Below are 13,202 nucleotides of genomic sequence, written 5' to 3' on the forward strand. Positions count from 1 at the left end.
CGGGCAGGCACCGACCGGTAGGAGCCCGCTTGCCGGCGACCGAGTGCGGAGCGCTCGCAGAATCTGTGAAACGCTGCAATTTTACGACTGCTGCGCAGCCGGTCGCGGGCAGAGCGCGCTCCTACAGATCAGGCTATTCGGGCAGGCACCGACCGGTAGGAGCCCGCTTGCCGGCGACCGAGTGCGGAGCGCTCGCAGAAATCTGTGAAACGCTGCAATTTTACGACTGCTGCGCAGCCGGTCGCGGGTAAACGCGCTCCTACAGTGCAGTGCAGTGCAGTGCAGTGCAGTGCTGCATGCACTGCATCAGGCCGGCAGGCAGACGCCGGTGCCGCCCAGGCCGCAATAGCCTTGCGGGTTCTTGGCCAGGTATTGCTGGTGATAGGCCTCGGCAAAGTACACGGTCGGCGCCTCGGCGATTTCCGTGGTGATGGTGCCCAGGCCGGCCTTTTCCAGTTCGGCCTGGAACAGCGCCTGGCTGGCCTGGGCCGCCTCAAGCTGTTCAGGTGTGGTGCAGTAGATGGCCGAGCGGTACTGAGTGCCGATGTCATTGCCCTGGCGCATGCCTTGGGTCGGGTTGTGCGCTTCCCAGAACACCTTGAGCAGTTGCTCGTAGCTGATCTTTGCCGGCTCGTAGACCACTAGCACCACTTCGGTGTGGCCGGTCAGGCCCGAGCAGACTTCTTCATAGGTCGGGTGGGGGGTCAGGCCGCCGGCATAGCCGACCACCGTGCTGACCACGCCGTCCTGTTGCCAGAAGCGCCGCTCGGCACCCCAGAAGCAGCCCAGGCCGAAGATGGCGAACTCGACATTCATCGAGAACGGCCCCAGCAGCGGGTTGCCGTTCACATAGTGTGTGTCAGGCACCTGGATCGGTGTTTCACGACCCGGCAGGGCCTGGTCGGCAGTAGGCAGTACGTTCTTGTTCACTAGAATTTCCGAGCGCAGGGTCATCGACCATATCCTCTGGAGGGGACGGGCCCTTATGCAAAGCGGGGCCGTCACAAAACGGACCGACAGTGTGCCTCAGTGCCAGTAAGCAGGGAAGAGCCGTTCAAACAGGCGGTTTGCGCGGGTAACGATTGAGCTGCTCGATCAATTGCGAGCTGCTGATCGGTTTGTCGAAGAGATACCCCTGGCCCACATCGCAGCGATGGCGGCGCAGGAAGGCCAACTGGGCGGCCGTCTCGATGCCTTCGGCCACGACCTTGAGCTTGAGGTTGTGCGCCATGGCGATGACCGCCGAGGTGATTTCCATGTCGCCTTCATCGTCGGGAATATCGCGAATGAAGCTGCGATCGATCTTGATCACGTCGATGGGAAACTTCTTCAGGTAGCTCAGCGACGAATAGCCGGTGCCGAAGTCGTCCATCGCCAGTGACAGGCCCAGGCGCTTGAGCGACTCCAGTTGCAGGCGCGTGTCCTCGGTGGCTTCCAACAGCAGGCCCTCGGTCAGTTCCAGCTCCAGCAGGGCAGGATCCAGCGCTTCTTCCTTGAGGATCGCCGCAATGGCCGGCACCAGCTCCGGGTCGGAGAATTGCTTGGGCGAGACGTTGATCGCCACCTGCAAGTGCCCGAAGCCTGCAGCCGTCAGGGCCTTGCTCATCTGGCACGACTGGCGCACCACCCACTTGCCGATCGGAATGATCAGCCCGGTTTCTTCGGCCACGCTGATGAACTGGTCCGGGCGGATCATGCCCTTTTCCGGGTGGTTCCAGCGCAGCAGGGCTTCCAGGCCATTGAGGCGGCCGGTCAGCAGGCACAGCTTGGGCTGGTAGAAGACTTCCAGTTCGTTCTGCGCCAGGGCACGGCGCAGGTTGTTCTCGACGAACAGCTTGTAGCTGGCCTCGGCATTGAGGGCCTCGGTGAACACCTGCACCTGGTGCTTGCCGTTGGCCTTGGCCTTGTGCAGGGCGAGCCCCGCATTGCGCATCAGGGTCTGTGGGTCACGGCCATGCAGCGGCGCGCAGGCCAGGCCCACCGAGGCGGTCACGCTGATCAACTGGTTGTCGACAAACATGGGTTTGTCGAGGGTCGCCAGGACTTGGTTGGCGATGCTGTGCCCGGCCTCAGGGCCGGTCTGGTCGAGCAGCACGGCAAATTCGTTGCTGGCAAAGCGCGCCAGCACATCGGCCGGGCTCAGGGTGTTGCGCAGGCGCCGGGCCAGGCTGATCAGCAGTTTGTCGCCGGTCTGGTGGCCGAGGCTGTCATTGATGCGCTTGAAGTTGTCGATGTCGACCAGCAGCAGGCTCATGGGCGTGTCGCTGTCGCGGGCGAAGCGCTCGTCAAGGTGACGAATGAACGCCGGGCGGTTGCCCAGGCTGGTCAGGTTGTCGGTGTAGGCCAGGCGTTCGATACGCTGCTGGGCCAGCTTGTTCTGGGTGATGTCCTCATAGATGCCGATGTAATGGGTCAGCTCGCGGTCGTCGCCATACACCTTGGAGATCGACAACTGGCCCCAGTAAGGCTCCAGGTTCTTGCGCCGGCTCTTGAACTCGCCCTGCCAGCTGTTGCTGTTGGCCAGGCTCGAGTGAGCATCGAACAGGGTGCTGAGGTTTTCCAGCGCCGGCAGTTCCGACAGCTTGTGGCCATTGACCTCTTCGGCGCTGTACTGGGTGATCGCCGTGAAGCTGGGGTTGACGTACTCGACCAGGCCGTCGCAGTCGACCAGCAGAAAGGCATTGGCGCTTTGCTCGACGGCGCGCTGGAACAGGTGCAGGGCACTGGTGGCGGCCCGGCGATTATGGTTGTTGATCACCTGGGCGAACTGATCGGCCAGCTCGCCGGCAAAGGCCACTTCGTCGGGCAACCACTGGCGCGCGGTGCCGCTCTGCTCCAGGCACAGTACCCCGACCAACTGGCCGTCGATGCGGATGCTGGCGTCCAGCAAGGCGCAGATGTCCCGGGCCTGCAAGGCTTCGAGCATCTCCAGGGTACGCGGGTCCTGGCGGATATCGTCGGCGTCGATGGCGCGACAATCCTGCAACGCGTTCAGGTAATCGGGGAACTGGCTCAGGTCGAGCGGTTCGGGCTGGCGATGCGCGTTGTTCTGGCGCACGTATTCGGTCACCGGATGCAGGATATGGCCGTCCAGGTTCCAGATGCTGGCGCAGGCCACATCATAGATTTCGCAGGCGCTGCGGGTGATCAGCTGTGCCGCTTCGAGCAGGGCGTTGCCGGTGAAACGGTGGCGGGTCAGGCGCAGGATCAGCTCTTGCTGGGCACGGGCGCGCTCCAGGTGCGCCAGCTGGTCGCGCTGGGTGCGCTGGTTGACCTCAAGGGCCGCTTGCAGGCGCGAGTGGCGAATCTGCAGATCAGACTGGCCATCCGGCTCGCGGTCGGCATCCGGCCAGTCCAGCACCGTGAAGTAGCCACGCAACAGCTGGCGATTGTGCTGCTTGAACGCCTCGCCGGTTTCCAGCAGGCCCATGGGGCCGTGGCTGGTGTGCAAGGTATAGCGAATCAGGTAATGCGAAGCCTTGGTCAACTGCAACTGGATATCGTCATGCAGTCTATAGCGTGCTTCAGGTTCCATCAGGCTGGCGTAGGGCGAGCCGATCAGCGAGCACAGTTCGGTCGGCGGCAGGCCGAAGGCTTTTTCACAATTAGGATCGAGATACAGCAGCGCCCAATTGGCTTCGTTAAGCCGCTCGAAACGCAGCATGCCCAGGCGCGAAGGCACAGGCAATTGCGTCACTACCTCGGCTGCCGTCCTGCCGGCAGCATCGGTCTGGCTTTTCATGAACAAACTCGCTTCCGGAATACTGATCGCACGGGCACACCGCCCGGACTATTTTCGCGTGTGGCAAGGTTGCATGATGCCGCCCGGCCTTACAAGAGAGTGCACTGGCTTAATGCCATAAATGTAACGGCCGCAGGCATCCATTCTTGACTGTGCTGTGACAAGGTCGGACAAACGGGGTTCATGTGCCCGCACGGTCTCTAATGTGTAGCTCATTGCTACGTTCATGCGTGTGACGCACGGCAGGTTTTGCGTAAAAAAACCGCACAGACGGTGGGTCGGTACACAGCGCCCAACCGGCAGGCAAAAAAAGCCCCGCCAGGGGCGGGGTTGAGGTTTGAGCGCGGGCGCTCGCAATAGTGGCCGGCCCGCCTGTTGGCGAGCCGGCGCGTGTGGCTTACAGCAGGATGGTACGGATGTCGGCCAGCAGGTCGCTCAGGCGCTTGGTGAAGCGTGCCGCCGCGGCGCCGTTGATGACGCGGTGGTCGTAGGACAACGACAGCGGCAGCATCAGGCGCGGCTGGAAGGCCTTGCCGTCCCAGACCGGCTGGATCGTGGCCTTGGACACACCCAGGATTGCCACTTCCGGCGCGTTGACGATCGGCGTGAAGCCGGTGCCGCCAATGTGACCGAGGCTGGAGATGGTGAAGCAGGCGCCTTGCATGTCGTTGGCGGTCAGCTTCTTGTTACGCGCCTTCTCGGCCAGTGCAGCGGCTTCGGCAGCCAGTTGCAGCAGGCTCTTCTGGTCGACGTCGCGGATGACCGGGACCAACAGGCCTTCCGGGGTGTCCACGGCAAAACCGATGTGCACGTACTTCTTGCGGATCACAGCCTTGCCGCTTGGTGCCAGCGAAGCGTTGAACTCCGGCAGTTCCTTGAGCAGGTGGGCGATCGATTTGAGCAGCAGTGGCAGCACGGTCAGCTTGACGCCGGCCTTTTCAGCCACGGCTTTCTGCGCGACGCGGAAGGCTTCCAGGTCGGTGATGTCGGCCTGGTCGAATTGCGTGACGTGCGGAATGTTCAGCCAGCTGCGGTGCAGGCCGGTGGCGCCCAGTTGCATCAGGCGGGTCATCGGCACTTCTTCGATTTCGCCGAAACGGCTGAAGTCGACTTCCGGGATCGGCTGGATGCCGGCACCGCCAGTTGCACCGGCAGCCGGCGCTTCCTTGGCCTTTTGCATCATGGCCTTGACGTATACCTGTACGTCTTCCTTGAGCACCCGGCCATGCGGGCCGCTGGCGCTGACAGCGCTCAACTCGACGCCGAACTCGCGGGCCAACTGACGAACCGCGGGACCTGCATGGACCTTGGCGCCGTCCTTGGCCGGTGCGGCCGGAGCAGGGGCGGCTTCGGCTTTCGGTGCCGGCGCCGGTGCGGCGGCTTCAGCCTTGGCCGGTGCCGCAGCCTCGGCCTTGGCCGGAGCGGCAGCCGGTGCAGGCGCGGCAGCAGGGGCGGCGCCGGCGATTTTCAGGCGCAGGATCAGGTCACCGGTACCGACTTCCTGTTCCAGCTTGACTTCGACACTCTCGACCACGCCGGCAGCAGGCGATGGAATTTCCATGCTTGCCTTGTCGGATTCGAGGGTGATCAGCGACTGGTCGGCTTCGATGGTGTCGCCTGGCTTGACCAGCAGCTCGATGATCTTGGCCTTGCCCGACGAGCCGATGTCCGGCACATGGATGTCCTGGATGCTGGCAGCGGCCGCCGGAGCGGGTTCGGCTGCGGCTGGCGCGGCAGGTGCTTCAGCCGGTTTTGCGGCAGCAGCGGGGGCGGCAGCGGGTGCCGGCTCGGCGGCTGGGGCCGCGGCTTCGCCTTCGACTTCCAGCTCGAACAGCTCGTCGCCTTCTTTGAGGCGGTCGCCCAGCTTGACCTTCAGGGCCTTGATCACGCCACCCTTGGGTGCCGGGATTTCCATGCTCGCCTTGTCCGACTCGAGCGTCAGGACGCTCTGCTCGGCTTCGATGCGGTCACCGACCTTGACCATCAATTCAATGACTTCACCTTCACCGTTGCCGATGTCGGGTACGCGAATCAGCTCACTCACAATGTCTCTCCTTCGCAGAACCTGCTCTTGGCCTGTGGCGCCGGGCCTGTACGACGAAACAGCAGCGGATGCAGGTGGCGCATCAGCGGCTGTCTCGGGGTGCAGGCCCGTGCCAGGGGCGGTTCAGAGCGGGTCTTAGCAGTCCAGTGGGTTGCGTTTTTCCGGGTCGATGCCAAACCGGGCAATGGCTTCAGCCACGACTTTCGGTTCGATGTCGCCACGGTCGGCCAGGGCTTCCAGGGCGGCCAGTACCACGAAGTTGCGGTCCACTTCGAAGAAGTGACGCAGCTTGCGGCGGCTGTCGCTACGGCCGAAGCCGTCGGTGCCCAGCACCTTGTATTCCTTGGACGGGACCCACTGACGGATCTGGTCGGCGAACAGCTTCATGTAGTCGGTCGATGCGATCACAGGACCTTTACGGCCGCTCAGGCATTGCTCGACGTACGTCTGCTGAGGCTTCTGGCCCGGGTGCAGGCGGTTGGAGCGCTCGACTGCCAGGCCGTCGCGACGCAGTTCGTTGAAGCTGGTAACGCTCCAGACGTCGGCGCCGACGTTGAACTCTTCACGCAGGATCTTCGCCGCTTCACGCACTTCACGCAGGATGGTGCCCGAACCCAGCAGCTGGACGTGGTGCGCCGCTGCCTTGGTGTCTTCTTCGAGCAGGTACATGCCCTTGATGATGCCTTCCTCGACGCCGACCGGAATGGCCGGCTGGGTGTAGGCTTCGTTCATCACGGTGATGTAGTAGAAGATGTCCTGTTGCTCTTCGGTCATCTTCTTCATGCCGTCCTGGATGATCACCGCCAGCTCGTAGCCGTAGGTTGGATCATAGGTGCGGCAGTTCGGCACGGTGGCGGCCAGGATGTGGCTATGACCGTCTTCGTGCTGCAGGCCTTCGCCGTTGAGCGTGGTCCGGCCGGCGGTGCCGCCGATCAGGAAGCCACGGGTACGGCTGTCGCCGGCCGCCCAGGCCAGGTCACCGATACGCTGGAAGCCGAACATCGAGTAGAAGATGTAGAACGGCAGCATCGGCTGGTTGTGGCTGGAGTACGAGGTACCGGCAGCAATGAACGACGACATGGCGCCGGCTTCGTTGATGCCTTCTTCGAGGATCTGGCCTTTCTTGTCTTCGCGGTAGAACATCACCTGGTCTTTATCGACCGGCTCGTAGAGCTGGCCGACCGAGGAGTAGATGCCCAGCTGGCGGAACATGCCTTCCATACCGAAGGTACGGGCTTCGTCCGGGATGATCGGGACGATGCGGTGGCCGATTTCCTTGTCCTTGACCAGTTGCGCCAGGATGCGCACGAAGGCCATGGTGGTGGAAATTTCGCGGTCGCCGGAACCGTCGAGGATCGCCTTGAGTGTTTCCAGCGGCGGGGTCGGGATGCTGAAGCTCTTGGCGCGACGCTGTGGCACGAAACCGCCCAGCGCGGTGCGGCGCTCGGCCAGGTAACGGGCTTCGGCGCTGCCTTCTTCCGGACGGTAGAACGGCAGTTTTTCCAGGTCGGCGTCCTTGATCGGCACGTCGAAACGGTCGCGGAAGTGACGCAGGCTGTCGACGTCGACCTTCTTGGTGTTGTGCGCGGTGTTCTTGGCTTCGCCGGCACCGGTGCCATAACCCTTGATGGTCTTGGCCAGGATCACGGTCGGCTGGTCTTTGTGGTTGACCGCCTGGTGATACGCCGCGTAGACCTTGTACGGGTCGTGGCCGCCACGGTTGAGCTTCCAGATCTCGTCGTCGGACAGGTCTTCGACCATGGCCTTGAGTTCAGGCGTATTGAAGAAGTGCTCGCGAACGAACGCTCCGTCCTTGGCCTTGTAGTTCTGGTACTCGCCGTCGATGACTTCGTCCATGCGGCGTTGCAGGGCACCGTTGGTGTCCTTGGCCAGCAGCGGATCCCAGAAGCGACCCCAGATGACCTTGTTGACGTTCCACTGGGCACCACGGAACACGCCTTCGAGTTCCTGGATGATCTTGGCGTTGCCGCGAACCGGGCCGTCGAGGCGCTGCAGGTTGCAGTTGATGACGAAGATCAGGTTGTCCAGCTTCTCGCGGCCGGCCAGGGCGATGGCGCCCAGCGATTCCGGCTCGTCGGTCTCGCCGTCGCCCAGGAAGCACCAGACTTTCTGCTTGCTGGCAGGAATGTAGCCACGGCTCTCCATGTACTTCATGAAGCGCGCCTGGTAGATCGCCTGGATCGGACCCAGACCCATCGAAACGGTCGGGAACTGCCAGAAATCAGGCATCAGCCAGGGGTGTGGGTAGGACGACAGGCCATTGCCATCCACTTCCTGACGGAAGTTGTTCATCTTGTCTTCGCTGATCCGGCCTTCCAGGAAGGCACGGGCGTAGACGCCCGGCGAGGCGTGGCCCTGGAAGTAGATCAGGTCGCCGCCGTGTTCGTCGGTCGGGGCCTGGAAGAAATAGTTGAAGCCGATGTCATACAGCGTCGCACTGGAGGCGAAGCTGGAGATGTGGCCACCCAGATCCGGGTCGTTCAGGTTGGTCTTGACGACCATCGCCAGAGCGTTCCAGCGCACCAGCGAACGGATGCGGCGTTCCATGAACAGGTCGCCAGGCATGCGTGCTTCGTGCGTCACAGGAATGGTGTTGCGGTACGGCGTGGTGATGGCGTAGGGCAGTTGCGAGCCACTTCGTGTGGCCAGTTCGCCCATGCGGGTCATCAGGTAATGGGCACGGTCTTCGCCTTCTTTGTCGAGAACCGATTCCAGGGCGTCCAGCCACTCCTGGGTTTCGACGGGATCAAGGTCTTGCATGGCTTGCTCCAGAGCGGAAAGGCTTCCAGAATCGGACGCCTGAGTTCGCGACTGGCCTTGTGGGCAGTCGACATAAATTCTTGGATGGCCGGCGGTTGTGCCGGCGGCGTGTAGTTTTACTACAAATCGCCAACCATTTCAGCCTTCGGAATGATCCACCCAGTAGTAAAACTACAGAGAAAGGGGCAAAGCGCCTCTCTGATGTTGTGAAGTAAAACGCTACAGTTGCACGCGGATAAGCTTGCAAGGGCAGAGGCTGCCATTTTCTGCTAAAAAAATGATTTTCTCAGCAATTTATTACTTTTGTTCGACAGCCGGTGCTGTCACTGCGATCTTGTATTCATGGCACATAGCCCGTTGTTCGCCGATCAAGGATAGACCATGAGCCTCCCTTTGCTGGCCGCGATTCCGGCCATCCTGCTGCCTGCGGTTACCCGTGCGCAACAGTCCTTTCATGCTGCCGTTACAGCGTTGTCCGAACCTGACCTGGCCCGCCTCCAGGCTTGGCCTGCCGAACGCAAGGCGGCTTTCGAGCGGGTGTGCGCGGCCAGCGATTTTGTCGCCGAACAGGTGGCCCGTGATCCGCAGATGCTGCTGGCCCTGGCCGACAGCGGTGAGCTGGAACGCAGCCTGGACGCCGGACAATTGCGCGAACAACTGGCCGAAGCGGTGTCGGCTGCCACGACCGAGGATGAACTGGGGCGTAATCTACGTCGCCAGCGTACACGCCAGCAAGTGCGTATTATCTGGCGCGACCTGACCCGCCAGACCGACCTGGTCGAAACCTGCCGCGACCTCTCGGACCTGGCCGATGCCTGCATCGACCTGGCCTACCAATGGCTGTACACACGCCATTGCCAGCAGTTCGGCACGCCCACCGGCCGGCGCAGCGGGCAGGCGCAGCACATGGTCATCCTCGGCATGGGCAAGCTGGGGGCGGTGGAGCTGAACCTGTCCTCGGACATCGACCTGATCTTCGCCTACCCCGAAGGCGGCGAGACGGCCGGGGTCAAGCGCCCGCTGGATAACCAGGAGTTCTTCATTCGCCTGGGCCAGCGGCTGATCAAGGCCCTGGACCCGGTCACCGTCGATGGCTTTGTGTTTCGCGTCGACATGCGCCTGCGCCCCTATGGTTCGTCCGGGGCCCTGGTGCTGAGCTTCAATGCCCTGGAGCAGTATTATCAGGACCAGGGCCGCGACTGGGAGCGCTACGCAATGATCAAGGCCCGCGTGGTCGGCGGCGACCAGGCCGCCGGCGCGCAGTTGCAAGAGATGCTGCGCCCGTTCGTGTACCGCCGTTACCTGGACTTTTCGGCCATCGAAGCGCTGCGCACCATGAAGCAGCTGATCCAGACCGAAGTGCGGCGCAAGGGCATGGCCGAGAATATAAAGCTGGGCGCCGGCGGCATCCGCGAGGTCGAATTCATTGCCCAGGCCTTCCAGCTGATTCATGGCGGCCGCGACCTGAGCCTGCAGCAACGCTCGCTGTTCAAGGTGCTCAAGACCCTTGAAGGCCAGGGCTACCTGCCGGCGGCGGTCACCGATGAGCTGCGCGAAGGCTATGAGTTCTTGCGCTACACCGAGCATGCAATCCAGGCCATCGCCGACCGCCAGACCCAGATGCTGCCCGACAACGAACTGGACCGTGCGCGCATCGCCTTCATGCTCGGCTTTGATGACTGGGCCCGCTTTCATGAGCAACTGATGCATTGGCGCGGCCGGGTGTCCTGGCACTTTCGCCAGGTGATTGCCGACCCTGACTCGGACCCCGACGACGAACAGGCCGACAGCGAAGTGGCGGTGGGCGGTGAGTGGCTGCCGTTATGGGAGGAATCCCAGGACGAAGAGGCCGCTTGCCGGCAGTTGCAGGAGGGCGGCTTTGTCGACGCTCCCAAGGCCCTCAAGTACCTGAACAACCTGCGCTCCAGCCCGCAACTGCGCTCGATGCAGCGGCTGGGCCGCGAGCGACTGGATGCCTTTATCCCGCGCCTGCTGGCCCAGGCGGTCGAGCACGACAATCCCGACCTGGTGCTGGAGCGCGTGCTGCCGCTGGTCGAGGCCGTGGCCCGGCGTTCGGCGTACCTGGTGCTGCTCACCGAAAACCCCGACGCCCTGCGCCGCCTGCTGACCCTGTGCGCGGCCAGCCCGTGGATTGCCGAGCAGATTGCCCGCTTCCCGTTGCTGCTCGACGAGCTGCTCAACGAAGGCCGGCTGTTCAGCCCGCCCCAGGCACCGGAGTTGACCGCCGAGTTGCATGAACGGCTGATTCGCATCCCCGAAGACGACCTGGAACAGCAGATGGAGGCCCTGCGGCACTTCAAGCTGGCCCACGGCCTGCGCGTGGCGGCCTCGGAAATCAACGGCAGCCTGCCCTTGATGAAGGTCAGCGATTACCTGACCTGGCTGGCCGAGGCGATTCTGCAGCAAGTGCTGGCGCTGGCCTGGCGCCATACCGTGGCGCGCCACGGCACGCCGCTGCGCCCGGACGGTACGCCGTGCGATCCGGCGTTCGTGATTGTCGGCTACGGCAAGGTCGGCGGCATCGAGTTGGGCCATGGCTCGGACCTGGACCTGGTGTTCATCCACGACGGCGACCCGCAAGCCGAAACCTGCGGCCCCAAGCCGATCGATGGCGCGCAGTTCTTCACGCGGCTGGGGCAACGGATCATCCACCTGATCACCGCCCAGACCAACTCCGGCCAGTTATACGAGGTCGACATGCGTTTGCGGCCTTCGGGGGCTGCCGGTCTGCTGGTCAGTTCGGTCGGTGCCTTTGCCCGCTATCAGGAAAATGAAGCCTGGACCTGGGAGCACCAGGCGCTGGTGCGCGCCCGGGTGCTGGTCGGCAGCCAGGACGTGGGGACGGCATTCGAACAGGTGCGCGCCGGCGTGCTGGGTCGCGAGCGTGATCTCACCACCCTGCGCACCGAGGTCAGCGAGATGCGCGCCAAGATGCGTGACAACCTCGGCAGCAAGGCCACGGCGGCAGGCCGCGCCGCCAATGCGTTCGAGGCGGGCATGCCGTTCGACCTCAAGCAGGACGCCGGAGGTATCGTCGATATTGAATTTATGGTGCAATACGCGGCCCTGGCATGGTCGCGCGAACACCCGCAACTGCTGCGCCATACCGACAACATCCGCATTCTCGAGGGCCTTGAAGAGGCCCGATTGCTGCCCGGCGCCGATGCCGGCCTGCTGCGCGAAGCCTACAAGGCCTACCGCTCGGCGGCCCACCGCCAGGCACTGCAGAAGCAGGCCGGTGTGGTCGGTGGCGACCAGTTTCACGACCAGCGCCGCGAAGTGATGCGGATCTGGAGCGCGCTGGGGTTGAATTGATGGCTGGACGGGCAACTGGAACGCCTGTGCTGATGCCCGGGTGGTCCACGTTACCCAAGGATCGGCATGGGCTTGTGGGAGGGGGCTCTGCCCGCGACGGCTGCGTACCGGACACTGCAAGTGTGCCGGTCTGACGGGCCTCATCGCGAGCAGAGCTCCCTGCCACAGCTTGCGCACGCAATTTTATAGACAGGGAGGCGGCAGGGTCTGTGTTTGTAGCACGCAGCCTGTCCGGCCTCCCTGATCGTTTGTGGACTTGGCGATGAACATTTTGATCGTAGGACCCAGCTGGGTCGGGGACATGGTGATGGCGCAAACGCTGTTCCAGTGCCTGAAACAGCGTCATCCCGAATGCGCCATCGACGTCCTGGCCCCCGAGTGGAGCCGGCCGATCCTTGAGCGCATGCCCGAAGTGCGTGCTGCCCTGAGCTTTCCTCTGGGCCACGGCGCCCTGGAACTGGCGACCCGGCGGCGGATCGGCAAGTCCCTGGCCGGCCAGTACGACCAGGCCATCCTGCTGCCCAACTCGCTCAAATCCGCGCTGGTGCCCTTCTTTGCCGGTATTCCCAAACGCACCGGCTGGCGCGGCGAATTTCGCTATGGCCTGCTCAATGACGTAAGGCGCCTCGACAAGCAGCGTTACCCGCTGATGATCGAGCGCTTCATGGCCCTGGCCTACGACAAGGACGCCGAGCTGCCCAAGCCTTATCCAAGGCCGGACCTGCGCATCGACCCGACGACCCGTGAGGCGGCCCTGGCCCGTTTTGGCCTGAGCCTCGACCAGCCGGTGCTGGCCCTGTGCCCGGGCGCCGAGTTCGGCGAATCCAAGCGCTGGCCCAGCGAGCACTACGCCAAGGTGGCCGATGCCCTGATCCGCCAGGGCTGGCAGGTCTGGCTGTTCGGCTCGAAAAAGGACCATCCGGTGGGCGAAAGCATTCGCCAGGACCTGATCCCCGGGCTGCGCGAAGAAGTCACCAACCTGTGTGGCGAAACGTCATTGGCCGAGGCCATTGACCTGCTCTCATGTGCGCAATCGGTGGTTTCCAATGACTCTGGCCTGATGCATGTGGCGGCGGCGCTGAACCGGCCGCTGGTGGCGGTCTACGGCTCGACGTCGCCGGGCTTTACCCCGCCGCTGGCCGATGACGTGGAAGTCGTGCGCCTGGGCCTGGAATGCAGCCCGTGTTTTGACCGCACCTGCCGGTTCGGGCATTACAACTGCCTGCGCCTGCTTGAACCCCAGGCCGTGGTCCAGGCGCTGACGCGCCTGACCGGCACGCCGATAGAGGTGACCTGATC

Annotated in this window: 6 protein-coding genes; 2 read left to right on the top strand and 4 right to left on the bottom strand. The window is 63.4% G+C overall.

Features of this window, described 5'->3' with window-relative positions:
* Nucleotides 1–306 precede the first annotated feature (306 nt).
* From msrA to aceE, 4 genes are all read right to left on the bottom strand, one after another.
* Nucleotides 307–954, bottom strand: a complete 648-nt coding sequence (msrA, locus tag DGA31_RS18195) for a peptide-methionine (S)-S-oxide reductase MsrA (protein WP_109513502.1) — start codon at nucleotides 952–954, stop codon at nucleotides 307–309.
* Nucleotides 955–1,054: 100 nt separating this feature from the next.
* Nucleotides 1,055–3,742, bottom strand: coding sequence for a putative bifunctional diguanylate cyclase/phosphodiesterase (locus DGA31_RS18200; RefSeq protein WP_109513560.1), 2,688 nt, complete (start codon nucleotides 3,740–3,742; stop codon nucleotides 1,055–1,057).
* A gap of 397 nt (nucleotides 3,743–4,139) precedes the next feature.
* Complete coding sequence (gene aceF / locus DGA31_RS18205) at nucleotides 4,140–5,786, bottom strand: dihydrolipoyllysine-residue acetyltransferase (RefSeq protein WP_056841393.1); 1,647 nt, start codon at nucleotides 5,784–5,786, stop codon at nucleotides 4,140–4,142.
* Between the two features lie 135 nt (nucleotides 5,787–5,921).
* Nucleotides 5,922–8,567: a pyruvate dehydrogenase (acetyl-transferring), homodimeric type gene (gene aceE, locus DGA31_RS18210; RefSeq protein WP_056841394.1), complete on the bottom strand. Its 2,646-nt coding sequence runs from the start codon at nucleotides 8,565–8,567 to the stop codon at nucleotides 5,922–5,924.
* Between the two features lie 381 nt (nucleotides 8,568–8,948).
* Here aceE and glnE point away from each other — a divergent pair, with 381 nt between their 5' ends.
* The gene (gene glnE / locus DGA31_RS18215; protein ID WP_109513503.1) at nucleotides 8,949–11,903 is read left to right on the top strand and encodes a bifunctional [glutamate--ammonia ligase]-adenylyl-L-tyrosine phosphorylase/[glutamate--ammonia-ligase] adenylyltransferase; all 2,955 of its coding nucleotides are present in this window, start codon (nucleotides 8,949–8,951) and stop codon (nucleotides 11,901–11,903) included.
* A 262-nt stretch (nucleotides 11,904–12,165) separates the two neighbouring features.
* Nucleotides 12,166–13,200, top strand: a complete 1,035-nt coding sequence (waaF, locus tag DGA31_RS18220) for a lipopolysaccharide heptosyltransferase II (protein ID WP_109513504.1) — start codon at nucleotides 12,166–12,168, stop codon at nucleotides 13,198–13,200.
* The last annotated feature ends 2 nt before the right edge of the window (nucleotides 13,201–13,202 follow it).

This window comes from Pseudomonas ovata (assembly GCF_003131185.1).
In the GTDB taxonomy this organism is placed as follows: Bacteria; Pseudomonadota; Gammaproteobacteria; order Pseudomonadales; family Pseudomonadaceae; genus Aquipseudomonas; species Aquipseudomonas ovata.

Bases quoted from the DNA above. Each gene is read 5' to 3' on its own strand.
- msrA (WP_109513502.1), bottom strand. From the start codon at position 954: ATGACCCTGCGCTCGGAAATTCTAGTGAACAAGAACGTACTGCCTACT.
- DGA31_RS18200 (WP_109513560.1), bottom strand. From the start codon at position 3,742: ATGAAAAGCCAGACCGATGCTGCCGGCAGGACGGCAGCCGAGGTAGTG.
- aceE (WP_056841394.1), bottom strand. From the start codon at position 8,567: ATGCAAGACCTTGATCCCGTCGAAACCCAGGAGTGGCTGGACGCCCTG.
- glnE (WP_109513503.1), top strand. From the start codon at position 8,949: ATGAGCCTCCCTTTGCTGGCCGCGATTCCGGCCATCCTGCTGCCTGCG.
- waaF (WP_109513504.1), top strand. From the start codon at position 12,166: ATGAACATTTTGATCGTAGGACCCAGCTGGGTCGGGGACATGGTGATG.